At 66.4% G+C, this 23544-nt stretch carries 24 protein-coding genes and 1 pseudogene; 7 read left to right on the forward strand and 18 right to left on the reverse strand.

What is annotated here, in order from left to right:
• Positions 1-35 precede the first annotated feature (35 nt).
• The gene (locus ACSQ3D_RS19040) at positions 36-443 is read right to left on the reverse strand and encodes an STY0301 family protein (RefSeq protein WP_436127928.1); all 408 of its coding nucleotides are present in this window, start codon (positions 441-443) and stop codon (positions 36-38) included.
• 77 nt (positions 444-520) lie between these two features.
• Positions 521-988 carry an STY0301 family protein gene (locus ACSQ3D_RS19045; RefSeq protein ID WP_436127929.1) on the reverse strand — a complete coding sequence of 156 codons (468 nt, stop codon included), beginning with the start codon at positions 986-988 and terminating at the stop codon, positions 521-523.
• On the opposite strand from ACSQ3D_RS19045, the pseudogene ACSQ3D_RS19050 reads away from it, so the two are divergent.
• A pseudogene (locus ACSQ3D_RS19050) lies at positions 957-1061 on the forward strand (IS481 family transposase); the annotation flags it as partial. The gene ACSQ3D_RS19045 and the pseudogene ACSQ3D_RS19050 overlap by 32 nt on opposite strands.
• 43 nt (positions 1062-1104) lie before the next feature.
• Here ACSQ3D_RS19050 and ACSQ3D_RS19055 read toward each other — a convergent pair.
• The 9 genes from ACSQ3D_RS19055 to ACSQ3D_RS19095 form a co-directional block, all read right to left on the reverse strand.
• Positions 1105-1410, reverse strand: a complete 306-nt coding sequence (locus tag ACSQ3D_RS19055; RefSeq protein WP_436127930.1) for a hypothetical protein — start codon at positions 1408-1410, stop codon at positions 1105-1107.
• Between the two features lies 1 nt (position 1411).
• Positions 1412-2416 carry a peptidoglycan recognition protein family protein gene (locus ACSQ3D_RS19060; RefSeq protein WP_436127931.1) on the reverse strand — a complete coding sequence of 335 codons (1005 nt, stop codon included), beginning with the start codon at positions 2414-2416 and terminating at the stop codon, positions 1412-1414.
• A 183-nt stretch (positions 2417-2599) separates the two neighbouring features.
• Positions 2600-3382 (reverse strand): tyrosine-protein phosphatase, encoded by a 783-nt coding sequence (locus tag ACSQ3D_RS19065; protein ID WP_436127932.1) that lies wholly within the window; start codon positions 3380-3382, stop codon positions 2600-2602.
• A gap of 194 nt (positions 3383-3576) precedes the next feature.
• Positions 3577-4557, reverse strand: coding sequence for a glycerophosphodiester phosphodiesterase family protein (locus ACSQ3D_RS19070; protein WP_436127933.1), 981 nt, complete (start codon positions 4555-4557; stop codon positions 3577-3579).
• Positions 4558-4711: 154 nt separating this feature from the next.
• A complete protein-coding gene (locus ACSQ3D_RS19075) occupies positions 4712-5050 on the reverse strand; it encodes a DUF4124 domain-containing protein (protein WP_436127934.1) in 339 nt (112 codons plus the stop codon).
• A gap of 162 nt (positions 5051-5212) precedes the next feature.
• Complete coding sequence (locus tag ACSQ3D_RS19080) at positions 5213-5776, reverse strand: YbhB/YbcL family Raf kinase inhibitor-like protein (RefSeq protein ID WP_436127935.1); 564 nt, start codon at positions 5774-5776, stop codon at positions 5213-5215.
• A 500-nt stretch (positions 5777-6276) separates the two neighbouring features.
• A complete protein-coding gene (locus ACSQ3D_RS19085; protein ID WP_436127936.1) occupies positions 6277-7053 on the reverse strand; it encodes a helix-turn-helix transcriptional regulator in 777 nt (258 codons plus the stop codon).
• Between the two features lie 199 nt (positions 7054-7252).
• A complete protein-coding gene (locus tag ACSQ3D_RS19090) occupies positions 7253-7486 on the reverse strand; it encodes a hypothetical protein (protein ID WP_436127937.1) in 234 nt (77 codons plus the stop codon).
• A complete protein-coding gene (locus tag ACSQ3D_RS19095; protein WP_436127938.1) occupies positions 7486-10410 on the reverse strand; it encodes a DNA topoisomerase III in 2925 nt (974 codons plus the stop codon). Before ACSQ3D_RS19095 ends, ACSQ3D_RS19090 begins: the two co-directional genes overlap by 1 nt.
• A 166-nt stretch (positions 10411-10576) precedes the next feature.
• Here ACSQ3D_RS19095 and ACSQ3D_RS19100 point away from each other — a divergent pair, with 166 nt between their 5' ends.
• The 3 genes from ACSQ3D_RS19100 (at position 10577) to ACSQ3D_RS19110 (ending at position 13057) form a co-directional block, all read left to right on the forward strand.
• Positions 10577-11278 (forward strand): SET domain-containing protein-lysine N-methyltransferase, encoded by a 702-nt coding sequence (locus ACSQ3D_RS19100; RefSeq protein ID WP_436127939.1) that lies wholly within the window; start codon positions 10577-10579, stop codon positions 11276-11278.
• The gene (locus ACSQ3D_RS19105; protein WP_436127940.1) at positions 11275-12132 is read left to right on the forward strand and encodes a biotin--[acetyl-CoA-carboxylase] ligase; all 858 of its coding nucleotides are present in this window, start codon (positions 11275-11277) and stop codon (positions 12130-12132) included. The genes ACSQ3D_RS19100 and ACSQ3D_RS19105 overlap by 4 nt, the downstream gene beginning before the upstream one ends.
• 157 nt (positions 12133-12289) lie before the next feature.
• Entirely contained in the window at positions 12290-13057 is a 768-nt protein-coding gene (locus tag ACSQ3D_RS19110; RefSeq protein ID WP_436127941.1) for an SPOR domain-containing protein, read from the forward strand.
• A 217-nt stretch (positions 13058-13274) separates the two neighbouring features.
• Here the strand turns inward: ACSQ3D_RS19110 and ACSQ3D_RS19115 are convergent, their stop codons facing one another.
• From ACSQ3D_RS19115 to ACSQ3D_RS19135, 5 genes are all read right to left on the reverse strand, one after another.
• Positions 13275-14297 carry a tripartite tricarboxylate transporter substrate-binding protein gene (locus tag ACSQ3D_RS19115; RefSeq protein ID WP_436127942.1) on the reverse strand — a complete coding sequence of 341 codons (1023 nt, stop codon included), beginning with the start codon at positions 14295-14297 and terminating at the stop codon, positions 13275-13277.
• Between the two features lie 150 nt (positions 14298-14447).
• Positions 14448-15899, reverse strand: coding sequence for a sensor histidine kinase (locus tag ACSQ3D_RS19120; RefSeq protein ID WP_056171161.1), 1452 nt, complete (start codon positions 15897-15899; stop codon positions 14448-14450).
• A 64-nt stretch (positions 15900-15963) separates the two neighbouring features.
• Positions 15964-16638 carry a response regulator gene (locus tag ACSQ3D_RS19125; RefSeq protein WP_056171164.1) on the reverse strand — a complete coding sequence of 225 codons (675 nt, stop codon included), beginning with the start codon at positions 16636-16638 and terminating at the stop codon, positions 15964-15966.
• A 193-nt stretch (positions 16639-16831) separates the two neighbouring features.
• Positions 16832-17779 carry an N-formylglutamate amidohydrolase gene (locus ACSQ3D_RS19130; RefSeq protein WP_436127943.1) on the reverse strand — a complete coding sequence of 316 codons (948 nt, stop codon included), beginning with the start codon at positions 17777-17779 and terminating at the stop codon, positions 16832-16834.
• Positions 17780-17957: 178 nt separating this feature from the next.
• Entirely contained in the window at positions 17958-18923 is a 966-nt protein-coding gene (locus tag ACSQ3D_RS19135) for a tripartite tricarboxylate transporter substrate binding protein BugE (protein WP_436127944.1), read from the reverse strand.
• 107 nt (positions 18924-19030) lie between these two features.
• On the opposite strand from ACSQ3D_RS19135, the gene ACSQ3D_RS19140 reads away from it, so the two are divergent.
• A complete protein-coding gene (locus tag ACSQ3D_RS19140) occupies positions 19031-20008 on the forward strand; it encodes a LysR substrate-binding domain-containing protein (protein WP_056411206.1) in 978 nt (325 codons plus the stop codon).
• A gap of 106 nt (positions 20009-20114) precedes the next feature.
• Here the strand turns inward: ACSQ3D_RS19140 and ACSQ3D_RS19145 are convergent, their stop codons facing one another.
• A complete protein-coding gene (locus tag ACSQ3D_RS19145; RefSeq protein ID WP_436127945.1) occupies positions 20115-20672 on the reverse strand; it encodes a MarR family winged helix-turn-helix transcriptional regulator in 558 nt (185 codons plus the stop codon).
• A 142-nt stretch (positions 20673-20814) separates the two neighbouring features.
• Between ACSQ3D_RS19145 and recA the strand changes: the two genes are divergently transcribed.
• A complete protein-coding gene (recA, locus tag ACSQ3D_RS19150; protein WP_056411202.1) occupies positions 20815-21882 on the forward strand; it encodes a recombinase RecA in 1068 nt (355 codons plus the stop codon).
• 85 nt (positions 21883-21967) lie between these two features.
• Positions 21968-22420 carry a recombination regulator RecX gene (recX, locus tag ACSQ3D_RS19155; RefSeq protein ID WP_056411201.1) on the forward strand — a complete coding sequence of 151 codons (453 nt, stop codon included), beginning with the start codon at positions 21968-21970 and terminating at the stop codon, positions 22418-22420.
• A gap of 46 nt (positions 22421-22466) precedes the next feature.
• Here recX and argC read toward each other — a convergent pair whose 3' ends face one another.
• Positions 22467-23399 carry an N-acetyl-gamma-glutamyl-phosphate reductase gene (argC, locus tag ACSQ3D_RS19160; protein ID WP_056171188.1) on the reverse strand — a complete coding sequence of 311 codons (933 nt, stop codon included), beginning with the start codon at positions 23397-23399 and terminating at the stop codon, positions 22467-22469.
• Positions 23400-23544: the final 145 nt, after the last annotated feature.

A 23544-nucleotide genomic window follows, 5' to 3' on the forward strand; every position in this document is an offset into this window, starting at 1 on the left:
CCATGAAGAGTGGATAGCGTTTTGGATCGATGCAATCATCCGGGATGCGACAAGTAAGGAAGGTCTTGGGACGTGAGCGGCCAAGTCGACGTCAACGTCTTGCCCCTGCGCTGCTCACTGTCGGGCGCCAGTATCGCCCTTGGATCGGGCGACCCGTAGTAGAACGAAACGTTGTTGAGGTAATGCTTGCGCGTGCTGCCAACCGCCTGCCAACCTGGCGGCAGTTCGCCGATGGGCGTTTGCTGTACCTCTATGGACGCCGGGCATGTGCCCACGTGCGCGACGCTGGGCAAGGCGTAGCCGGTTTGGGCGATGACGCTACCCGTAGCTCCAAATAGCGCGAGAAAAAATACTGAGCGCCAGCGAATGGCCATAGCGACTACTCCACGACAAAGAAAGGCGACGGCAAAGTGGAGAGGCGGTCGGCTGTTCATCCAGCGCATCGGGGTGTAGCGACCGCGCTCGGATTAGCTGCAGCATGGCTCACCCGCCTGCGGCGATTCATCATTCACGCCGCGCTTCATGGGCGCGCTGTGCTTTGACAGGCCCAGCTTTTAACGGTAGGCGGTGACGTATTGAGGTCGTGTTCTGCCGTGCAGCCAGTAACACTTTTGTCCAGCGGCATTGTGGCTACGGCATCGGTGCTGGAGTATTCACATGCCACCCAATACTGTTGAGTAGAGGGTGGGAAGATCCACTGAGAGTGCAGCGTCTTGCCTCTACGGTAGGTGCGGTACGGTACCTTCTGCATGAGCAGCTCAGGGGGACCTTGATAAAACCCAACATTGGAAAGGGGAAAACTCTTATTGCTGCCGCGCACCTGCCAATCAGGAGGCACCTTGTCCAAAGGCGTTTGCTGGACCTGCAGCGAGCGTGGACACACGCTGGCAGAAGGCGTTGGCATTGCGTCGGGGCCGGGTGCTGATTGCGCCATGGCGAGAGCCATTGAGCCGGGAGCGATGAGTAGGAAGACGCCCATGCAGGCCATGAAAGAGTGGTATCAGGAACACCCGGATCTGTTTCACAAGCGGCCATATGATCGTCCGGGATGTGACAAGTAGCTCTAACTCGATAAAAACTCGAATGATGAGTCTCTGAATTTTCTCATTTGATTCGTCTTGCCTCAACCAGAATTTCACAGTCGTAAGGCATTTTAGTACCGTAGCGTATATAGCAATACTGAATAAACTGCTCTTTACGCTCATCATCAAGTGAATCAAACGGCTCACGATCAAGGGTGTACTGCGCAGGATTATGAAAAAATATTCTTGACGTAGGGGCCGATTTAATAAACGGGGTCCACCAGGAACCCACCTCGTGATCTCCAACATAACGATCAAAACCCACGAAAATCCACGCCAATGAAAAAATAATTAGACCAATCAAAATACCTAAATACTTTTTCTTCATGTCATGGCTTTGCAAAACCAAATTTCATCCTAAGTTGCTCAGCGATGATCATTCCATAGATACCAGGGCATGCTCTGCTAGTACCAGCGGACTGTGCGAACTCTCGATGTCCTCCAAGTTTTCTGATAGGAAAAAATTCAGCAAGAGTTTTCACAAGCTTCTCCGCCTTAGATAGTTGGAGCTCAGATGGTTCGTCGTGAGCCACTGCAAGTCGATCTTTCTGCACCCCCAAGAACTCGGAGACGCCTGCTCGAACGCCGTTATTACGAGTTACGTTAGCGACACCTGGCCCGTAACGCGCCGCCTCTCCTCTCACGCTCAGATCTGCCAAGAACACTATTCCTATAACCCCGGTATTGCCTTTTTCGATATGTGCACCCTTATGGCGAATATCGAGTGCTTCGTAAGCGATGCCTTTGCAGTCAATTGCGTAGTGATAGCTGATTTGGTTAAAGCTTTTCATATCAATTTTCTCTGCCTGCTTTAGAGCATCAACACCATTTGCCCCGCATGAAAAAGAGTTGCCAGCGTGATGGATGGCTATGGATTGGTACCCCCAATCGTTGAGCGGTATTTTGGCCGGATTCAAAGCCTGCCATGCTTTACGCTCGACAATATTGACTCGATCAATAATTATTTGTCTAACTTTTTCCTGATCCGCAATCATGCATGCCGCAGACGGATTAAGAATCCTTATAACACTTTGGTTTAATGCCCTATGTGTCGCCCCATTGGGTAAAATTATCGAATCCACAGGAATTATCCCAATCATTTCCTGAAAAATACGAATTGCCTCCAATGTTTCTGAAGACAGGCGGCCATCTTCTTTAATGGGTCGGTATCCTAACTTGCAATTCATATGCCTGTTAAGCGCCTGCTGAACCATCCTCACTTCGTGAGGAGTATTTCCAACTGTTTTTCCTATTGGCGAAGTGATTTTAATTTCTGCCATTTTAGTGTTTTCAATCAGTATACAAGACAGCAATATCAAAAATGAAGAAGGCAAAAGCCCAACATCATTCAGTCGTGATATTTCAAATCCCGCCGATCAAAAAATCTGAGAAATATTAATTTTTTGAATCAGAATGGGAGTGTGCCATTCTAGAACGTCTGATTCAAAGTCAAAAGCACCAGGATAAACAATTAGCTCAAAGAATAATGACAATAAAGCATTTTCTGCCAAAGGGTACTACGTCGCTTGCAAGTACCGCCCCACCAACGCCTCCTGCGCCGCCGCATCCACCCCCAGCACATCCACCAGATACGCCTGCACGCCGCCAAAGTCGTTGTCCACCATGTGCAGCGCCGCATCCAGAAACTCTTCCTGCACTCGCCACAGCACCGACAGCACTTCTTCGGGTGCGTGGCTGCCCATGCCCTCAGGCCGGCGGTACAGGGTGTTGGTGAGCAGGTAGTCCTGCATGACGACATCGCGCGGCACGCCCAGGGACAGCAGGATCAGGGCGGCGGCGAAGCCGGTGCGGTCTTTGCCTGCCGTGCAGTGAAAGACGACGGGCGTCGGCTCGCTGCCTGCCAGCAGCAGTTGGAACAGCTCGGCAAAGCGCGGCGCGTTGTCGTGCACGAAGCCGCGGTAGGTGTCCTGCATCAGCACCACGGCGTCCTGCGCGGTGAGCTGGCGGCCTGTGCGCTGCAGCTCCAGCGCGCGCTGCACCACCGTGGGCTCGATCACCAGGGGGTGGTAGGCCACGCCGGGCAGGGCGTAGGCGTAGGCGGCGCTTTCGGCCTTGCCGCGAAAGTCGATGGCACGGGTGACGCCCAGCTGGGCCAGCAGGGCCTGGTCTTGCGGGGTGAGCGCGGCCAGGTGGTCTGACCGGAAGAGGTGGCGCCACTTGACCGCGCGCCCGTCGCGGCCGATGTAGCCGCCCAGGTCGCGGAAGTTGCTGGCGCCCGCGAAGGGGAGCGATCGGGTGGGGCTGGCGGTGGAGTGCGTGGAGGCGGGCTGCTGGGGCATGGCGAGTGCGTGCTTATGCACGTGGCTATGTACGTGGCTATGTACGTGGGGACTTGCGTGGGGTGGCTGGTGATGGTGCTGGGCCGGCGCCACGGGAGTGACGGGCCGGCACAGGCTCCAAGCCTAGCCCAAATGCGCAGCCCGGGCTGTCACCGCCGTGTGCCACACGGCGGGCCGCGCCCCTCAGCGCGCCGTTACTTGCCCTGCACGTAGGCGTTGCGCGTGGTCACGGCCAGGTCGGGGTAGTTGGCGAACATGCCGTCCATGCCCATGTCCAGGTACTTGCGGAACTCTGCAGCAGCCAGCGTGGCGTCGGCCTGCGCAAAGGTCCAGCCGTGCACCTTCAGGCCTGCGGCGTGGGCCTGGTCGATGAAGGCCTTGGTGACGGGGTAGGTGGTGTTGTTGATGAGCACACCCACGCCTTCGTTGAAGCTGGCCACGTCTTTCAGCGCGATCGGCTGCACGCCGGTGGCACCCGTCACGCCCATGCGCACGCTGCCGTCGGCCGCGGTGGTGGCCACGCCCAGCAGGATGAGCGGCATCTTGTTGTTCTGCGCGATCTGCTTGGTGCGCAGGCTGCGCAGCGTGGCGTCGCTGAACGACTGGATGAAGACCTTGCTGGTGCCGTTGTAGCCGTTGGCGTTCAGCGTCTTGAGGATGCCGTCTTCCATGACCGGGTCGGCCTGCTTGGCCTCGGGGTAGATGCCCACTTCGCGGCCCACGGCGCTGCTTTGCTTCTTGGCAAAGTCCACCACCTCTTGAAAGGTGGGCACGGTGAAGGGACTGGTGGCGCTGGGCACAAAGCCGGGGTAGCTGACCTTGCCTGTGCCGGTGGGCACCACGGTCAGCGTCTTGATTTCTGCGAGGGTGAAGTCGGCCACCTTGTAGCCGCCGTTGCGCTGCGCAAAGAGCGTGGCCACGTTGGTGGTGCGGTTCAGGGTGTCGTCGTGGATGGCCACGAGCGCGCCGTCCTTGGTGATCTGCAGGTCGGGCTCGATGAAGTCGGCGCCCATGCGGATGGCCAGTTCGTAGCCGCCCAGCGTGTGCTCGGGCAGGTAGCCGCTGGCGCCGCGGCGCGCGATGACCTGGGGCTGGGCAGGGGCGTCGTCGTTGCCGCCGCAGCCGGTGACGATGAGGGCACAGAGGCAGACGGCTGCCAGGGAGAAGGCTTTCATGGGGGATCGTTCCATTTTGGAAAAGAGGCCGACTCTATCGACGCACCAAGGCAGTCTGGTGACAGGGCCCGGGGGCCTGGCACATGCGGGACAGCCTTACTACCGGGGATGCCATGCGCTCCAATCTTGATGGCGCCGGCAGGAGTTACTTGCATTACTTCGGCAGCGAGGTCACGGCGCCGTCCACGGGTTGCTCGCGGCTGCCCTTGGGGCAGGGCTGGTCGGTGTAGGTGACACGGCCGTCCTGCACGCACTTGCGGGGCTGCGCGGGCAGCGGCTCCGAGGCTCCGCCGCGCGCTGCGCGGGCTTGGCCGGCCTGCTGGCCCGGCGGCAGCGTGTCCGGGCCGGGGCGGGTGATTTTCTTCCACGCATGGTCGGCCCACGGGCCCGCTTGCGGCAGCCACTGGTCGGCCGTCCACCATGCGGCGGCGGCAGCGGCCAAGAGCAGCGCGAGGGCGATGGACCAGAGGGCTCGTTCGCGGGTACTGCGCATGGGTGGGACCTTCAGGGGTGTGGGCAGGGACGACCCACGCTGGCACGGGCCGGACGCCGCGAGCTTACGGCAAGACAACGCAAGTGCCCACCTCGCCCCGCTCCACCCGACACGGCCACTGCGGCCACTGCCATGGCCCGGGCGCCCGGGTGCGCAGCGCGCCTACCGGGCCGCGGGGCGCCCGTAGTGGGCGGTGAGGGTGGCCTTGCCCAGGCTGTGGGCGTTGACCATGTAGCCGGCCAGCGCCGCCGTTGCGTTGGCGGGCAGGTCGAGCCGCGGTACCTTGAGCGCATGCACCGTAAAGATGTAGCGGTGCGGCGCATCGCCCTCGGGCGGGCAGGTGCCGCCCCACGCGGCCACGCCGTAGTCGATGCGCACGTGGCTGGCACCTGCCGGCAGTTGCGCGCCGCCCGCCGCGCCCGCATCGGCACGCAGTTCGGTCACGCTGGCGGGGATGTTCACCACCGACCAATGCCACCAGCCCGAGCCCGTGGGTGCGTCGGGGTCGTACATGGTGACCGCAAAGCTTTGCGTGCCGGCGGGCGCGCCGCTCCAGCGCAGCGCGGGCGATTGGTTGTCGCCTGCGCAGCCAAAGCCCTTGAACTCGAAGCGCTGGGGCAGCGTGCCGCCCGCGGCAAAGTCGGGGCTGCTGAGGCTGAAGGCCTGGGCGTGGGCGGCTGTGACGGCCAGCGTGCCGGCTGTCAGTGCGAGGCCCAGTGTGGCCATGGTGGTCAGAAGGCGGCGGTGAAGCAATGGACGTTGTGGCATCAAGAAGGCTCCTGCAATAGCGGTGTGGAACAAGGCCTTGATGGTGCTTTGCGCCGTGCTTTGGCGCTGGCCCGGCGGCGTCAATCGCTGTGCGCTGCGCGTCAGGGGGTCGCGCTCGGCCACACCCCAGGGCGTTCGGGCTGAGCCTGTCGAAGCCTTGCGCGGCGCTTCGACAGGCTCAGCGTGAACGGACTTGTCTTCATTTTGGCGGCTTCCCAGCGGCATCACCTCCACACCCCGATCGGGCTGAGCCCGTCGAAGCCTTGTGCAGCGCTTCGACAAGCTCAGCGTGAACGGACCGGGCTTCTTTTTCAGTGCATTCCCAACGGCATCACTTGCACAACCCGATCGGGCTGAATCGGGCTGAGCCTGTCGAAGCCCTGCGCAGCGCTTCGACGAGCTCAGCGTGAACGGTTTGTCGTTTTGTCGTTTGCCCGCAGATCGGCACAACCGACGCATCACGGCCGCAGTTGCGATGGCGAGAAGCCGAAGCGTTCGCGGAACGCGGCGCTGAAGCGGCTGTGCGATTCGTACCCGCAGCGGCCGGCGATCTCGGAGACCTGCAGCGTGGAGCTTTGCAGCAGCACCAGCGCCGTCTCCAGCCGCACGTCGCGCAGGCACTGGCTCACGGTGTCGCCCTCATGCGCCAGGCGGCGCTGCAGGGTGCTGGGGCTGATGGCGAAGGCCGCGGCGATGCGATCGAGCGTCCAGTCGGCCTGGGGGCTCGGGCCCACCAGGCGGCGCACGCGTTCGGCCCAGCCCAGCTCGCCGGGTGGAGCGAAGACGATGCCCGATTCGGCCAGGAGCAGCAGCACCTCCAGCGCGCGGTGTTCGCGCAGCGCCTGCGAACTGCCGTCGCTCTCCAGCGCGGCTACCGCGCGCATGTAGCTGTCTTCGAACGCCGCATCGGCAGCGATGCCGGCGCAGCCCTGCACCGGTGCCACGGCCGCGAACTGGCCGAACTGCCGGTGGAACTGCGCCACCAACTCGGGCGCAAAACACAGCAGGCGCGCCACATAGCGGCCTTGCGGCGCCGGGTCGTTGACGACCTCCCACTGCGCGCCGCGTGGCAGCACGAACACCCGCCCGCTGGGATAGCGGTGCCCGCCGCCGGGCGCGACCAGGTGCTTGGTGCCCGACACCACCCAGCCCACCGAATCCATGCGCACCGTGACGGTGTGGATGCGGTGATGGACCGTGGTGGCGATCTGCAGGGACAGTGCGGGCTCGCCCATCACATCACTCTTTCCAGGGGTGCGGGTGGGCGGCGATCACCTGTGCGGTCCAGGCCGGTGACACGATGCGCTGCTGGCAGGCCCACTGCGTGCGATGGCCACCGCGGCGCCGAATGGACGCGAGCGACGCTGAACCACATGCACACCTCGGCACCTCAAGCCTCGCCGCCTCACCACCACAGGCCTTCACCTCAATACCTCAGCGCGTGCGCTCCCGCGTCACGTTCACATCGATATCGCCGAACACCGTCACGCCGCTGCCGCCCTGCTGCTGCTGCTGGCTCGCGGGGTCGCTGGAGCGCGCAGAACCCGAGGTGCTGGTGCTGCTGCAGCCACCCAGCGCGCCGACGACCACGACGGCCCCGAGCGTGGTGAGGGCGGCGCGCCAGACGCGGCCTGCCCGCGACGTTGTGCGTTCAGCTTGAGGGGTCATCATTCGCCTCCGAGGTGGTTGCCCAGGATGCCCGCCAGCTCGAACATGCCGGCGCTGTCCTTGCCGAACACCGCGCGCAGCTTGTCGTCGGCGACGATGGTGCGCTTGTCCTTGGGGTCCTGCAGGTTGTGGGCCTTGATGTATTCCCACAGCTTCTTCACCGCCTCGGGGCGGGCCACGGGCTCGGTGCCGATCACGGCGGCCAGGGCGGCGCTGGGGGCCTTGCCGGCGGCGGCCTTGCGCGGTGCCTTGGCGGCGGCGGTCTTGGTGGCCGGGGCCTTCTTGGCGGCTGCGGGCTTGGCGGTTTTCTTGGCGGCGGCGCCGGGCTTGGCGGCCTTGGCCGCGGCAGCCTTGGCGACAGCGCCGGGGCGCGGCGGGAACTTGCTCGGTGCGAACTCGAAGTTGACCTTGCCCGCGTCCTTGTCCCAGGCCAGGTGGGCCTTGAAGGCGCGGCGGGTGCGCATGCTCACGAACTTGTCGAGCAGGTCGGTCTTGCCGGTGTCCAGCAGCTTGGTCATCTGCTCGCGCTCCACGGGCTGCTGCAGGATGATCTTGCCGCTCTTGAAGGTGCAGCTCGGCGTGGGCTGCGCGGCGGTGGGCACGGCCTTGCTGCACACGTAGTTGCTGCCGTGCTCGTGCACTTCCGATCCGCAGATGGGGCAGGGGCCGAGCGAGGCGTCTTCAAACTCCACCAGCTCGCCGGACTCCTCGCCCTTCTTGTCGTCGCCGAAGTCGAATTCGAGCTTGTAGTTGTGCGCCTCGTCGTCGTACTTGATGACGATCTCGGAGGTGAAGGGCCAGCCCGCCTTGGAGCGAAAGCCCTCCAGCGGTCCGATCTTCTTGTCGCGCAGCAGGGCGTTGGCCTCGGCCGTCTCGAAGGTGCGGCCCGCGGGCGACTTGCCGAAGCTGAAGCCGCAGCCTTCCGCACCCGGCTTGCCCACGCAGGCAAAGCGGCGGTAGTTCTCCTTCACCGTGCCGCCGCAGTTAGGGCAGGGCGATTCGAGCGTGGCGTAGTCGCCGGGGATGGTGTCGCGGTCGTATTCCTTGGCCTTCTTGACCATGCGCTCGGTCATGGCGGCGATCTCGGCCATGAAGGATTCGCGGCTGAGCTGGCCCTTTTCCATCTGCGAGAGCTTGAACTCCCATTCGCCGGTCAGGTCGGCGCGGCAGAGTTCTTCGACCTCCAGGCCGCGCAGCAGCGTCATCAGCTGGAAGGCCTTGGCCGTGGGGATGATCTCGCGGCCTTCGCGCAGCATGTACTTTTCGGTCAGCAGGCCTTCGATGATGGCCGCGCGGGTGGCTGGTGTGCCCAGGCCTTTTTCCTGCATGGCAGAGCGCAGCTCTTCATCGTCGATCTGCTTGCCGGCGCTTTCCATGGCGCCCAGCAGCGTGGCTTCGGAGTAGCGGGCGGGGGGCTTGGTCTTGAGGCCCTTGGGGTCGGCGGCCAGGGTGTTCACGCTTTCGCCGGGTTTGACGGGCACGAGATTCTGGCCCTTGTCGCCCTCCTTGCCGCCTTCGACCTCGTCGGCCGCTTCCTTGCCGTAGATGGCCAGCCAGCCCGGCTTGACCAGCACCTTGCCTTCGGTCTTGAAGCTATGGGGCGCCACGGTGCTGATGCGGGTGGTCACTGTGTATTCAGCACTGGGGAAGAACACCGCCATGAAGCGGCGCACGACCAGGTCGTACAGCTTCTGTTCGGCTTCGGACAGGCCGCTCGGTGCCTGCAGCGTGGGGATGATGGCAAAGTGATCGCTGACCTTGCTGTTGTCGAAGATGCGCTTGGACGGGCGCACGTAGTTGTTGTTCAGCGCGGTGAGCGCGTGCGGCGCCAGGTGCCGCATGCCGCTGTCGGCCAGCATCTCGAAGGTCTGCTTGGCCACCGGCAGGTAGTCCTCGGGCAGCGCGCGCGAGTCGGTCCGCGGGTAGGTCAGGGCCTTGTGGCGCTCGTACAGGCTTTGCGCCAGGGCCAGCGTGGTCTTGGCCGAGAAGCCGAACTTGCCGTTGGCCTCGCGCTGCAGGCTGGTCAGGTCGAACAGCAGGGGCGATGCTTGTGTGGTGGGCTTGCTCTCTTCGGTGACGGTGGCCTGCTTGCCGCGCACGGCGTCGGCGATGGCCGTGGCCTCGGCGGACGACCACACGCGGTCAGCGCGGGCTTCGACGTCTTCCGATTTCTTCCACTTGGGGTCGAACCATTTGGCGGGGTACTCGCCGGCTTCGGCGCCGAAGGTGGCGTGGATTTCCCAGTAGTCGCGGCTGATGAACTTGCGGATCTTTTCTTCGCGCTCCACCACCAGCGACAGGGTGGGCGTCTGCACCCGGCCCACGGTGGTCAGGAAGAACCCGCCGTCGCGCGAGTTGAATGCCGTCATGGCGCGGGTGCCGTTGATGCCCACCAGCCAGTCGGCCTCGCTGCGGCTGCGCGCGGCGTGGGCCAGGCCCGCCATCTGCTGCTCGGTGCGCAGGGCGTCGAAGCCGTCGCGGATGGCCTGGGGCGTCATGGACTGCAGCCACAGGCGCTTGACGGGCTTGCCCAGCGGCTTGGCACCGCCGGCGTACTGCTCGATCAGGCGGAAGATCAGCTCGCCCTCGCGGCCCGCGTCACAGGCGTTGATGAGTTGCGTGACGTCCTTGCGCTTGGCCTGCTTGACCACCGCGTTCAGGCGCGTCTTGGTCTTGTCCACGGGCTTCAAGTCAAAGTACGGCGGGATCACGGGCAGGTGGGCAAAGCTCCACTTGCCGCGCTTGACGTCGAACTCCTCGGGCGCCTGGATCTCGACCAGGTGGCCCACGGCGCTGGTGACCACGTAGCGGTCGTTCTCGAAGTGGTCGTCGTGCTTGTCGAACTTGCCCGCCACGGGCGTGAGGGCGCGCACGATGTCCTGTGCCACGGAGGGTTTCTCTGCAATTACCAGGGTCTTGGTCATTTTTTGGGGGGCTCTTGCCTGTCGTCGTTCGTTCTGCGTTCTGGGGGCCAAGCGACCGGGTCCGGCCCGGGCGCTTCTACAATTCGGGTTTCGCGCGCATGTACGTACGCATACATGCACGCGCACGCACACACGTGTGCACTATCAAGTTAACAGAGTTTTTGCCATGCCCCGCTTTGCATCGCCTGCTGCCCCCACCATCGCCCCGGGTCGCCGCATCCAGACCCGGCACTCGGCAGTGCACGGCAACGGCGTGTTTGCCGTGCAGGACATCGCCGAGGGCGAGGTGCTGGTGGAGTACACCGGCGAGGTCATCAGCTGGCAGGAGGCGCAGGACCGCCACCCCCACGACCCGCTGCAACCGAACCACACGTTTTACTTCCATGTGGATGAAGACCGCGTGATCGACGCAAAGTTCGGCGGCAATTCGTCGCGCTGGATCAACCACAGCTGCAACCCCAACTGCTACGCCGACGAACGGGACGGCCGCATTTTCATCACGGCGCTGCGCAATATCAAGGCAGGCGAAGAGCTCAACTACGACTACGGCCTGATCATCGAAGAGCGCTACACCCCCAAGCTCAAGGCCGAATACCCCTGCTGGTGCGGCAACGCCAACTGCCGCGGCACACTGCTGGCGCCCAAGCGCGGCTGGGCGCCGCCGGTGCCGCGCAGCCCGGTGAAAGCAGACAAAACAGCCAAGGCGGTGAAAGCAGGCACAAAGGCCAGCCAGGCCGCAGAAGCCGCCAAGCCCGCCAAGCCCATCAAAGCGGCCAAGACCGCAAAGACCCCCCAGACGGCAAAACCCTCCAAGGCCGTGAAGCCGGCCCAGCCCCAGGCGAAGACCGCCCAGGGCCGCCGCGCGTGACCGCGCCCATCCGCTGGCCCGCAGAGGCCGTGTGGGAAGCGGTGTCACCGTTGTTACCCGGTTTTACCGTCGAGGTGCTGCCCAGCATCGATTCGACCAACACCGAGCTGATGCGTCGCGCACGCGCCGGCCAGTGCGACCCCACGCTGCTCGTGGCCGAGCAGCAGACCGCCGGCCGTGGCCGCATGGGGCGGGCCTGGCAGAGCGATATCGGATCGTCTTTGATGATGTCTTTGGGCTTGCCATTGGCGCCGGCCGACTGGTCGGGTTTGTCGCTGGCGGTGGGTGTGAGCGTGGCCGAGAGCCTGCAGCCCGTGCTGCCGTCCGTCGGCGCGGCGCACCCTGCGCGCGTGGGCCTGAAGTGGCCCAACGACTTGTGGCTGGGCGGCGCGGGCGGCGACCGCAAGCTGGGCGGCATCCTGGTCGAGACGGCCAGCTTCGTCTCGCCGCAGGGCGCGGCACCCGCCGCTGGCGGGCTGCCCCACACCCAGCGCTACCAGCGCTACGTGGTGGTGGGCATCGGCATCAACGTGCTGCCGCGCAGCGGCGACGGCATGAGCATGCCGCCCGGCAGCCTGCAGGACGTGGAGCCGGGCCTGGATGCACCCGCCGCGCTGCTGCGCATCGTGCCGCCGCTGGTGGGCCTGCTGCGCTCGTTCGAAGGCTACGGCTTCGGCCCCATGCAGCCCCGCTTTGCGGCGCGCGACGTGCTGCAGGGCCGCGCGGTGACGCTGAGCGACGGCACCGCGGGCACGGCGCATGGCGTGGGCGAGGACGGCGCGCTGCTGGTGCACACGGACGCGGGCATGCAGGCGATCACCAGTTCCGAGATCAGTGTGCGGCCGGTGGCATGAGATTCCCCCTGAGCCGCTTCGCGTCATCCCCCACAGGGGGACGCCACCCCTGGCCCGGCAAAGCCGGCTCCACGGTGGCGCTGGCGGGGGTAGCGCCAGTTTTTACGGTAGGTGCGTTGGACTTACGCTGGTCGGACACCGCGACTGAAAGGACACCATGCTGCGACTTGCCGTGATCGTGCTGCTGTTGGCCAACGCGGGGTACTACGCGTGGTCGCAAGGGCTGCTCAAGAGCTGGGGGCTGGCTCCGGAGGAGCAGGCGGAGCCCCAGCGCATGGACCAGCAGATCCGGCCCGAGACGCTGCAGATTCTGCGCGTGAACCCGGGCAAGACGTCCCCGTCGTCCTCCTCCGGTACCTCACCCTCCTCTTCGGCGGCCCCGGCCACCCCCGGCTCTTCGTCTGGCACGGCCACGGCGTCCAGCGATGCCGCCTCTTCGTCTTCCCCTCCCCCCAACGCCACTACGGCCGCCACCGAATCCGCTGAATGCCTGCAGGCCGGTGTGTTCGACGAACGCCAGGCCGAGGCGCTGCGCACCGCGGCCGCGCCGCTGCCGCAGGGCAGTTGGGTGATGGATGCCACGCCCGTGCCGGGCCGCTGGATGGTCTACATGGGCCGCTTCGAAGACCAGGAAACCCTGGACCGCAAGCGCGCCGAGCTGCGCGCCCGCAAGGTGGACCACGACCGCGCGGGCGGCACGCTGGAGCTGGGTTTGTCGCTGGGCCGCTTTGCGTCCAAGGACGCCGCCGAGCGCGAGCTGGCCAACCTGGCCACCAAGGGCGTGCGCACTGCCCGCGTGTTGCAGGAGCGGCCAGACACCGCCGGCTTCACCCTGCGCCTGCCCGCAGTGACCGACGCTTTGCGCCCGCAGCTGGAGGTGCTGCGCACGGCGATGGCGGGCAAGTCGCTGCGCAATTGCGGATAGGCTCTTTGCTATAAAAAATATAGCTTCTAGCGCTGACCCAACAAGCGGTAGAGGCTAAAAACACTCAGATCCTTGAGGCTACGCGCCTCTGCCGGATGCATCGGGGATGTGCAGAGACAGACCGCGGCGCGCTGCAATCCACCGACATGGCACCCGAGGCACACACCGAAGGCGATGTGTTGCCTGCCTGCGGCAGTGGACGCGGCAGCTCCCTTCGTCAATCCAGCGTGATCCGCGCAAACCGGCTCACGCGGCGCATCTTCTCCACCTCCTTGCGGATCTGCGCGGCAAACTCGTCGGGCAGGCTGCCGGATGCGAACAGGCCCTGCTCGGCCAGGCGCGCCAGCACGCCGGGGTCTTTGAGCACGGCGGCCACGCCATCGCGCAGCCGGCGCGCCGCGGCGGCCGGCATGCCGGCCGGAGCCACCAGGCCAAACCACGAGGGGTCGTTGTTGGAGAACAGGCTCAGCTCGGCGTAGGTGGGCACCTGGGGCAACACGGCCAGGCGCTGGTTCCACGACACCGCCAGGGCCCGCAGGCGGCCTGCCTGGATGTGCGGCAGCGACGACGCTACCTGGTCGAAGTACACCGGCACCCGGCCCGCCAGCACCTCGGCCAGGGCGGCCGTGGCGCCGGCCTGGGGCAGGTGGGTCATGCGCACATTGGCGCTGCTCTTGAGCAGCTCTCCCCACATGTGCCCGATGGTGCCGTTGCCCGGCGAGGCATAGGCCAGCTGGCCGGGCCGTGCCTTCAGGTGTTGCACGAACTGCGCAAAGTCGCGCACCGGCAGGCCGGGGTGCACCACCAGCACGCCCGGGGCCTTGACGATCTCGGTGACGGGGGTGAAGCCGTCGAGCGCGTTGTACGGCAGCTGTTTGTAGACCGCGGGGTTCACGCCATGCGTGGACAGCGTGGCCACGCCCAGTGTGGCGCCGTCGGGTGCGGCAGCGGCCACCTCGGCCATGCAGGTGGCGCCGCCCGCGCCGGGGCGGTTTTCCACCCCCACCGGCACGCCCAGCCACTGCGACAGCGGCCCCGCCAGCACGCGCGCGGTGATGTCGGTGGCGCCGCCTGCGGCAAAGGGCACGAGCAGCCGCACGGGCTGGCTGGGCCGGGCCTGCGGCGCGCTGCCGGCCGAAGCCGGCTGCCCCTGTGCGTGGGCGAGGCCTTGTAGTGGGCCGCCCAGGCAGGCTGCGGCGGTGGAGATCAGCAGCTTGCGCCGGCTGGTAATGGTGGGCATCGTGGGGTCCTCGCCTCGCGGCATGTGCTGCGGCCCATTCTGGGCAGGCGATGCCGCGCTGGCTAACGATGTTTGGGCCTCATCACATTCCGCGGTGGAATGTGCGGCTGCGGGCTGGAGATGCGGCGGGATGGGCGGGGGTGCGTGCCGTCAGCCCCCCGCCACCGCGTCCCGCGCCGCAAACCGCACGCTGAAACACGCGCCGGGCGGGTGGTGGCCGGGGCGCGCGTCTTCCAGCGTGACCTCGGCGCCGTGCTTGCGCGCGATCTCCAGCACGATGGGCAGGCCCAGGCCCGAGCCGTCGGCCTCGCTGCCCAGGGCGCGGTAGAACGGCTGGAACACCAGTTCGCGCTCGGCCTCGGGCACGCCGGGGCCGGAGTCTTCCACCTGCAGCAGCAGCACGTGGCCGAAGGTGTCGGCCAGCACGCGGGCGGTGACCACGCCGGGCTTGGCGGGGGTGGACGGCGTGTAGTTGATGGCGTTGTCGAGCAGGTTGCGCACCAGCTCTTTCAGCAGCGTGGGATTGCCATCCAGCAGCACGCCGGGCGAGCCGGGCTCGGCGCCGTCGTAGCCCAGGTCGATGCGCTTGTCGAGCGCGCGGGGCACCGAGTCGCGCACCACCTCGATCACGAGCCGCGCCAGGTCGCAGGGCTGGCGCGCAATCCCCACGCCGCTGCCCTCGGCACGCGCCAGGGCCAGCAGTTGGTTGACGGTGTGCGTGGCGCGGATGCTGGAGCGCCCGATCTGCTGCAGCGAGCGCTTGAGCTCTTCGGTGCTGGTGCCCTCGCGCTGGGCCAGGTCGGCCTGCATGCGCAGGCCCGCCAGCGGGGTCTTGAGCTGGTGCGCCGCGTCGGCCAGAAAGCGCTTTTGCGTGGCCAGCGAGTCGTTCAGGCGCTGCAGCAGGTCGTTCACCGACGAGACCAGCGGCGCGACTTCGAGCGGCACGGTGCGGTCGTCCAGCGGAGACAAATCGTCAGGGTTGCGCGCGCGGATGCGCTGCTCCAGCTGGTTCAGCGGCTGGATGCCGCGCGCGAGCGCCAGCCACACCAGCAGCACCGCCAGCGGCAGGATGACGAACTGCGGCAGCATCACGCCCTTGATGATTTCGGTGGCCAGCACGCTGCGCTTTTCGCGCGTCTCGGCCACCTGCACCAGGGCCAGGGGCGTGCCTTCGAGCGGCAGGCGCACCCAGATGTAGGCCACGCGGATCTCGATGCCGCGCATCTCGGCATCGCGCAGGCGCACCTCGCCGGACTGGGGCACTTCGTCGCCCGCCGGCTCGGGCAGCTCGCGCTCGCCCGACAGGAACTCGCCGCCCGGCGCGATGACCTGGTAGTAGACGATGTCGGAGTCGTCGGCCCGCAAAATCTCGCTGGCGGGCTGCGGCAGGTTGAACTGCACCTTGCCGCCGGACACCGACACCAGCTGCGCCAGCGCATGGGCGTTGTATTCGAGCGCCCGGTCGAACGGCTTGTTGGCCAGGCCCTGGGCCACGAGCCAGGTGAGCGCCAGGCTGACGGGCCACAGCAGCAGCAGCGGCGTGAGCATCCAGTCGAGGATCTCGCCGAAGAGGGAGCGCTGCTCTCGCTGGAAGATTTTCAAGGTGTCAAGCCTTTTGGGCCGCTACCGCTTGTCCATCAAGCGCCAGCAGCTATCAATTCAGGAGCTAGCCTGGAATTTTCTCGAGGCAGTAGCCCAGGCCGCGCACCGTGGCAATGCGGATGGGCCCCCCTTCGATCTTTTTGCGCAGGCGGTGGATGTAGACCTCGATCGCGTTGTTGCTGACCTCTTCGCCCCATTCGCACAGGCGCTCCACCAGTTGCTCCTTGCTCACCAGCCGGCCGGCGCGCTGCAGCAGCACTTCCAGCAGGCCCAGCTCGCGGGCAGAAAGCTCGATCATCTTGCCATCGATGGTGGCCACGCGGCCGGCCTGGTCGTACACCAGGGGGCCGTGCTTGATGGCGCTGCTGGTGCCGCCCATGCCGCGGCGCGTGAGGGCCCGCACGCGGGCTTCGAGCTCCTGCAGCGAAAACGGCTTGGCCATGTAGTCGTCGGCGCCGAAGTCCAGGCCCTTCACGCGCTCTTCCACGCTGTCGGCTGCGGTGAGGATGAGCACCGGCAGCGCCGAGCCCCGGCTGCGCAGCTTCTTGAGCACCTCCAGGCCGTGCAACTTGGGCAGGCCCAGGTCCAGGATCAGCAGGTCGAATTCGTTGTTGGTGAGCAGGGCGGCGTCGGCCTCGGTGCCGCTGGCCACGTGGTCCACCACGGCGCCCGATCCCCGCAGCGTGCGCAGCAGCCCGTCGGCGAGCACCTGGTCGTCTTCGGCAATGAGGATGCGCATGCGGGTGTCTCCTGGTGGATGGCTGCGGTCTGGCGCCGCGCCTGCTGCCGATTCTAGGCGGCGCGGGCGCAGCGGCAGGCCACTGGCGCAAACCGGTTCACACCTGCGGACCGGGCGGGCAGGCGCAGACCGCCCGGTGTCTGCGCTGCCTGCGGGGCGTGTACAACCACCGCCGCCGCCGTCGTTGCCGTCGTCAGCGCGGGTCGTGCGCCAGCAGCTTGTGCACCAGGGTCTGCAGGTCGGCCTGCAGCCGTGCCATGCCTTCGGGGTGCTGGGCGAGCGTGCGCTCGTCCATGTAGAGCTTGCGGTTGATCTCGACCTGGATGCTGTGGCGGTTCTGCGCGGGGTTGCCGTAGCGGCGCACCAGCTCCACGCCCTTGTAGGGGTGGTTGTATTCCACGCTGTAGCCGCACGCGCGCAGGTGGTCGCAGATCAGTGCGGACAGCGCCGGGCTGGCGGTGGTGCCGTCGCGGTCGCCGACCACGAAGTCGGCATGCTCCAGGCCCGGGAACTCGGTCGCGAAGCGGCCGGCCACGGCGGGCATCGAATGGCAGTTGAGGTGGATGCTGTAGCCGTGGCGCGCATGGGCGGCCTGGATGGCCTGCGCCACGGCAGCGTGGTAGGGGCGCCAGCAGCGGTCGATGCGCGCACGCACTTCATCGACGGTGAGCAGGCGGTTGTAGATGGGCTCGCCCTCGTCGGTGAACTTCCACACCAGGCCCTTGCCCAGGCGCACCTTGCTGAGCACCTGCGGGTCGGTGGAGATGGGGTCGGTCCATGCGCCGTCGAGCAGCGAGGTATCGAGCTCGGTGGTGTCGCGGTTGGCATCGAGGTAGATGCGCGGAAAGTGCGCTTCGATCCAGGCCACGCCCAGGGCCGGGGCAAAGGCGTAGATCTTTTCGACGTGCGTGTCCTCGGCGCGGCGCAGCGTGGGCAGGTCGCACGCCGAGCCGAAGTCGGCCGGGTACTGGGTGCCGCTGTGCGGCGAGTCGAGCACCAGCGGCGTGCTGCCGGGCACGGCGGTCACCATGGCGGCAGCGGCAGCTGTGGCAGGAGCGGGCGATGTGTGCCCGGGCGAACCGGTCAGGCCGGGCTGGGCCTGCTGGAATCGGTGGTGAATGAGTTTCAAGGCTGCATGCATAGGCAGAGTGTGCGCAAATGGGGGCGGCTGGCCTAGCCTCCCAGACCGGAATAGGGCCATGGTTATCCCTCAGGCGCCATGGCATCCGGCTAACGGCCGGGCAGGGACGGCACCCTGCCCAGGTGGGGGCCTTGCACCTGCGGAACAAGGCCTCCCGGGGGTATCAGTTCAGGGCGAGTCAGTCCAGCGCGATCTTGGCGTATGCGGCCACGCGCTTCATCTTGTCGATCTCGCGGCCGATCTGCGCGGTGAAGTCCTTGGACGTGGTGCCCGAGGGGTACAGCCCCTGGCCGGCCAGGCGCTCGCGCACCGCGGGCTCCTTCAAGGCCTGGGCGACGGCCTGCTGGATGCGTTCGACCGCAGCGGGCGGTGTGCCGGCAGGGGCCACCAGGCCGAACCACGAGGGCTCGTTGGCCTGCTTGAAGCCCAGCTCGGCGTAGGTGGGCACATCGGGCAGCACGTCCAGGCGCTCGGGCCACGACACGGCCAGGGCCTTGAGCTTGCCGGACTTGATGTGCGGCAGCGACGAGGCCACCTGGTCGAAGTACACCGCCACCTGGCCGGCCAGCACATCGTTGACGGCCGGGCCTGCACCACGGTAGGGGATGTGCACCATGGCAGTGCCGGTGCTGCTCTTGAACAGCTCGCCCCACATGTGGCCGATGGTGCCGTTGCCGGGGGTGGCGTACGAGATCTTGCCGGGGTTGGCCTTGAGGTACTTGACCAGGTCGGCGAAGTCCTTGACGGGCAGCACCGTGGGGTTGATCACGATCACGCCCGGGGCCTTCACGATCTCGGTCACGCCCACGAAATCCTTGGTGGGGTTGTAGGGCAGCTTGCTGAAGACCGCCGGGTTCACGCCGTGCGTGGACAGGGTCGCCACGCCGATGGTGAGGCCATCGGCCGGGGCGCGCGCCACTTCGGACATGCCGATGGAGCCACCCGCGCCGCCGCGGTTGTCGAGCACCACGGGCTGCTTGAGGATGCGGGCCAGCGACTCCTGCAGGCTGCGGGCCGTGATGTCGGTGGCGCCCCCGGGCGGGAAGGGCACGACGATGCGCAGGGGCTTGCCCTCTTGCGCCATAGACATTCCAGGAACGAAAGATACGGCAGCCAGAGCGGACAGCAGGTGACGGCGTTGCATGTGGGGTTCTCCTATGAAGAATCTGAAGGTTAAATGAACTGGTGAGCCCTACCAAGCAATGGATATGCCTGATAACATTCCCGAATGGAATGATGTGAGAACTTACGATGTCCTCCCTGCGCCGCCTTTCACCGCCCCTGCACCTGCTGCGGGCGTTTTCCACCGTCACGCGGTTCGGCGGGGTCTCGCGCGCCGCCGAGGCCCTGCACCTCACGCAGAGCGCGGTGAGCAAGCAGATCAAGGAGCTGGAGGGCTGGGTGGGCGTGGCGCTGTTCGAGCGCAACCGCAAGCGCCTGTCGCTGACCCCGGCGGGCGAGCGCTATGAAAAAGCCGTGCGCGCGGTGCTGGCGCAGCTGGAGGCCGCCACGCTGGAGCTGATCACCAGCGATGACGGCGGCGGCGCGCTGCACCTGTCCAGCCTGCCCACGTTCGGGGCCAAGTGGCTCATCCCGCGCCTGCCGCAGTTCCAGCAGCAGCACCCGCAGGTCACGCTGCACTTCGTGCCCTATGTGCACAGCTACGACTTCGAGCGGCCCGAGCTCGACTGCTCCATCCTGTTCGGCGAAGGCCACTGGCCCGGCGCCCATGCCCACTACCTGACCGGCAACGACGTCGCACTGATCGCCCCGCGCACCCGCGTGGCCGACTGGCCGCTGAAAAGCCCCCGCGACGTGGCCCAGCACACGCTGCTGCGCCACGTGACGGTGCCCGACGCCTGGCTGCGCTGGAGCGAAACGCACCAGGTGGCGGGCCTCATCGACCCGCTGGCCGGGCCGCAGTTCGACCAGTTCCAGACCATGATCCGCGCGGTGATGGCCGGCATGGGGCTGGCGCTGGTGCCGCGCTGCCTGGTGCAGGACGAGATCACCGCGGGGCTGGTGCGCGAGCCCTTGGCGGACCAGCCCCTGCGCGGCGGCTACCTGAGCGACATGGGCTACTGGTTCTGCTACCCCGAGGGCCGCACGCAGCTGCATGCGCTGCAGTGCTTTCTGCAGTGGCTGCTGGTGTGCGCCGAGCCTCCGGGCGCAACGCCCGCGGTGCCTGCGGCGCAGGGCGCGGGCACGGGTGCATTGCCGGTGCCTTGAGCAGTGCAGCGGTGCATGGGCCCCGGCAGCCATGCGCGAGGTGGACCTGGTCGCGTTGCGCGGGGTCAGGTGGGCTCTGCGGGGGACGCGTGGTCAGCGGCGCGGCTCACTCGCGGCGGCCGGCGGCCAGCCACTGCGCATCGCCGCCCGCATACGCTTCCAGCCCGATGGCCACCACCGTGGCCACGTCAGGGCCCACCTCGGCACGGAACTCGCCCTCGGCCTGGGTGACGGCGTCGCGAAAGGCCTGCACCCAGGCCAGGCCGTTGGCCGTGAAGCGCACGCGCCGGGCGCGGGCGTCCAGCAGGTCGGCCTCGCGCGTGACCAGGCCCCAGGCTTCGCACTGGTCCACCAAGTTGGCCATGGCCTGCTTGGTCATGCCGGCACGCTGGGCCAGGTCGGTCAGCCGGTCGCCCTGGAGCGCCAGGTGGCGGGTGATGTGCACATGCGCGGCCGTCACCTGGTCGCGCGCCGCCAGGTTGGACAGCGCCAGCGGCACCTCCACGTTGTGCGCCATGAGTTGCAGCACCCGGGCATCGAAGCGGCGCATCGCATGGCCCAGCAGCCGGCCCAGGTGGGTCTGGCGCCAGCCGTCGTCGACGCGGGGCCAGGCAGCCCCTGGCGGGGGGTGGGCAGTGGGGCTGGACGGGGAGTTTTCGGCCATGCCAGATTGTCAGGCAAACTGACCAAATACTGCTTGGTTTTGGCGAAACAGGTCGCATAAACTACTGTTCAAGCATCCAGCCTGTGGTTAACCGCAGAGGACGCACACACATCCAACCTGTTGTTTTTCCTAGGAGTTTCTCATGGACGTCGCAGTCAAAGGCACCAACCCCGCAAACACCGAAAAGGCCAAGGCGCTGGCCGCCGCGCTCGCCCAGATCGAGAAGCAGTTCGGCAAGGGCACGATCATGCGCCTGGGCGAAGGCGAGGTGATCGAAGACATCCAGGTGGTGTCCACCGGCTCGCTGGGCCTGGACGTGGCCCTGGGCGTGGGCGGCCTGCCCCGCGGCCGGGTGGTCGAGATCTACGGCCCGGAATCGTCGGGCAAGACCACGCTCACGCTGCAGGTCATCTCCGAGATGCAAAAGCAGGGCGGCACCTGCGCCTTCGTCGACGCCGAGCACGCGCTGGACATCCAGTACGCCCAGAAGCTGGGTGTGCATGTGCCCGACCTGCTCATCAGCCAGCCCGACACCGGCGAGCAGGCCCTGGAAATCGTGGACAGCCTGGTGCGCTCCGGCGCCGTGGACCTGATCGTCATCGACTCGGTCGCAGCCCTCACGCCCAAGGCCGAAATCGAAGGCGAAATGGGCGACTCTCTGCCCGGCCTGCAGGCCCGCCTGATGAGCCAGGCGCTGCGCAAGCTCACGGCCACGATCAAGAAGACCAATTGCATGGTCATCTTCATCAACCAGATCCGCATGAAGATCGGCGTGATGTTCGGCAGCCCCGAAACCACCACCGGCGGCAATGCACTCAAGTTCTACGCCTCGGTGCGCCTGGACATCCGCCGCACCGGCACCATCAAGAAGGGCGACGAAGCCATCGGCAACGAAACCAAGGTCAAGGTGGTCAAGAACAAGGTGAGCCCGCCCTTCAAGACGGCCGAGTTCGACATCCTGTTCGGCGAAGGCATCAGCCGCGAGGGCGAGATCATCGACATGGGCGTGACGGCCAAGATCGTGGAGAAGTCGGGCGCCTGGTATGCCTACAACGGCGAGAAGATCGGCCAGGGCCGCGACAACGCCCGCGAGTTCCTGCGCGAAAACCCCGACCTCGCCCGCGAGATCGAGAACAAGGTGCGTGAAGGCCTGGGCGTGGCACTGCAGGCAGCCGCCGTGACCAAGGCCGCGGCCGCCACCGAGGAGTGAGCGTCCGTTATTGATAAAAATAGCCCGCTACCGCTTGATTGACAAGCGGTAGCTGCTATGAATTTGATAACAACGACCATCCGCCATGGGCTTCACGACTTTGTCGCTCAAGGGCCGGGCGCTGCGGCTGCTGAGCCAGCGCGAGCACTCCCGCGCTGAACTGCAGCGCAAGCTCGCGCCCCATGTGCAGGAGGGCGAGGACCTGGCCGCGCTGCTGGACGACCTGGAGGCCCGCGATTTCATCAGCGAAACCCGGGTGGTGGAGTCGGTGCTGCACCAGCGCGCAAGCCGCCTGGGCGCCAACCGCATCCGTCAGGAACTGCAGGCCAAGGGGATCGACCCCGACACGGCGCAACAAGCGCTCACCCGGCTGAAAGACACCGAATGGGCCCGCGCGCACGCCGTGTGGCAGCGCAAATTCGGCGCGGTGGCCGAAGACCCCCAGCAGCGCGCAAAGCAGGTGCGCTTTCTGGTGACACGCGGATTCTCCAGCGAGATCACCTGGCGTGTGGTGCGCGGCGAGGCGCCGCAGGCTTGAGTTGAGGCCGCCAGCACCGGGGCGGCTCCAGCGCAGCCCCCCCTCCTCAGAGCCCCAGCATCAGCTTGAGGTTTTGCACCGCGGCACCGCTGGCGCCCTTGCCCAGGTTGTCCAGGCGGGCGATCAGCACGGCGTGGCGGTGCTCTTCATTGGCGAACACCCGCAGTTCCAGCTTGTTGGTGTCGTTGAGCGCGGTGGCATCGAGCTTGCCGTCCGCGGTGGGCGGCAGCACGCTGACCCACTGCTCGGGCGTGTTGCTTTTGGCGTAGTGGGCGGCCAGTGCGTCGTGCAGGTCAGCGGCCTTGGGCGCGCCCGGCAGCAGGTCGAGGTGCAGTGGCAGCTGCACCAGCATGCCCTGGCGGAAGTTGCCCACCGACGGCACGAAGATCGGCCGGCGCGTGAGGCCGGTGTAGCGCATGATTTCGGGCAGGTGCTTGTGCTGCAGCGTGAGCGCATAGGTCTCGAACAGCGGCGCGGTGCCCGCCTCGTACGCCTCGATCATGGTGCGGCCGCCGCCCGAATATCCGCTGACCGACGGCAGGGCCAGGGGGAAGTCCTGGGGCACCAGGCCGGCGTCCACCAGCGGGCGCAGCAGCGCAATGGCGCCGGTGGCGTAGCAGCCGGGGTTGGACACGCGGTCGGCCGCGGCCACGGCCTCGGGCTGCCCTGCAGCCAGTTCCGGAAAACCGAACACCCAGCCCGGCGCCGTGCGGTGCGCGGTGCTCGCGTCGATGATCTTGATCGCGCGGCCGGTGCTCTGCGTGATGCCGTCGACCATGGCCACGGTCTCGCGGGCGGCGTCGTCGTGCAGGCACAGCACCACCAGGTCCACGCCGGCGATCAGGTCGCGCTTGGCAGCCGGGTCCTTGCGCAGCTCGGGCGCAATGCTGACCAGCTCGACCTGCGGCATGGCCTGCAGCCGCTCACGGATCTGCAAGCCCGTGGTGCCGGCTTCGCCATCGATAAAGACTCTGGACATGGAGTGACTCCTGCAAGAAAGCAGCCGCTGGGCCGCCGAAGAAAACAAGGGTGAGTTGCCCGTGGCGAAGCCATGGGGGCCGTCAGGTCTGCACAAGGATGGTGCGTCGCAACATGATACAGTCGCCGGTTGCCATGTCCCAAGC

Origin of the sequence: Acidovorax sp. LjRoot117 (genome assembly GCF_964252695.1) — a bacterium.
In the GTDB taxonomy this organism is placed as follows: Bacteria; Pseudomonadota; Gammaproteobacteria; order Burkholderiales; family Burkholderiaceae_C; genus Acidovorax.

Bases quoted from the DNA above. Each gene is read 5' to 3' on its own strand.
- ACSQ3D_RS19080 (WP_436127935.1), bottom strand. From the start codon at position 5,776: ATGGCCACACTGGGCCTCGCACTGACAGCCGGCACGCTGGCCGTCACA.
- ACSQ3D_RS19095 (WP_436127938.1), bottom strand. From the start codon at position 10,410: ATGACCAAGACCCTGGTAATTGCAGAGAAACCCTCCGTGGCACAGGAC.
- ACSQ3D_RS19100 (WP_436127939.1), top strand. From the start codon at position 10,577: ATGCCCCGCTTTGCATCGCCTGCTGCCCCCACCATCGCCCCGGGTCGC.
- ACSQ3D_RS19040 (WP_436127928.1), bottom strand. From the start codon at position 443: ATGCGCTGGATGAACAGCCGACCGCCTCTCCACTTTGCCGTCGCCTTT.
- ACSQ3D_RS19075 (WP_436127934.1), bottom strand. From the start codon at position 5,050: ATGCGCAGTACCCGCGAACGAGCCCTCTGGTCCATCGCCCTCGCGCTG.
- ACSQ3D_RS19045 (WP_436127929.1), bottom strand. From the start codon at position 988: ATGGCCTGCATGGGCGTCTTCCTACTCATCGCTCCCGGCTCAATGGCT.
- recA (WP_056411202.1), top strand. From the start codon at position 20,815: ATGGACGTCGCAGTCAAAGGCACCAACCCCGCAAACACCGAAAAGGCC.
- ACSQ3D_RS19140 (WP_056411206.1), top strand. From the start codon at position 19,031: ATGTCCTCCCTGCGCCGCCTTTCACCGCCCCTGCACCTGCTGCGGGCG.
- ACSQ3D_RS19130 (WP_436127943.1), bottom strand. From the start codon at position 17,779: ATGCATGCAGCCTTGAAACTCATTCACCACCGATTCCAGCAGGCCCAG.
- ACSQ3D_RS19090 (WP_436127937.1), bottom strand. From the start codon at position 7,486: ATGACCCCTCAAGCTGAACGCACAACGTCGCGGGCAGGCCGCGTCTGG.
- argC (WP_056171188.1), bottom strand. From the start codon at position 23,399: ATGTCCAGAGTCTTTATCGATGGCGAAGCCGGCACCACGGGCTTGCAG.
- recX (WP_056411201.1), top strand. From the start codon at position 21,968: ATGGGCTTCACGACTTTGTCGCTCAAGGGCCGGGCGCTGCGGCTGCTG.
- ACSQ3D_RS19055 (WP_436127930.1), bottom strand. From the start codon at position 1,410: ATGAAGAAAAAGTATTTAGGTATTTTGATTGGTCTAATTATTTTTTCA.
- ACSQ3D_RS19135 (WP_436127944.1), bottom strand. From the start codon at position 18,923: ATGCAACGCCGTCACCTGCTGTCCGCTCTGGCTGCCGTATCTTTCGTT.
- ACSQ3D_RS19110 (WP_436127941.1), top strand. From the start codon at position 12,290: ATGCTGCGACTTGCCGTGATCGTGCTGCTGTTGGCCAACGCGGGGTAC.
- ACSQ3D_RS19145 (WP_436127945.1), bottom strand. From the start codon at position 20,672: ATGGCCGAAAACTCCCCGTCCAGCCCCACTGCCCACCCCCCGCCAGGG.
- ACSQ3D_RS19085 (WP_436127936.1), bottom strand. From the start codon at position 7,053: ATGGGCGAGCCCGCACTGTCCCTGCAGATCGCCACCACGGTCCATCAC.
- ACSQ3D_RS19065 (WP_436127932.1), bottom strand. From the start codon at position 3,382: ATGCCCCAGCAGCCCGCCTCCACGCACTCCACCGCCAGCCCCACCCGA.
- ACSQ3D_RS19115 (WP_436127942.1), bottom strand. From the start codon at position 14,297: ATGCCCACCATTACCAGCCGGCGCAAGCTGCTGATCTCCACCGCCGCA.
- ACSQ3D_RS19125 (WP_056171164.1), bottom strand. From the start codon at position 16,638: ATGCGCATCCTCATTGCCGAAGACGACCAGGTGCTCGCCGACGGGCTG.
- ACSQ3D_RS19070 (WP_436127933.1), bottom strand. From the start codon at position 4,557: ATGAAAGCCTTCTCCCTGGCAGCCGTCTGCCTCTGTGCCCTCATCGTC.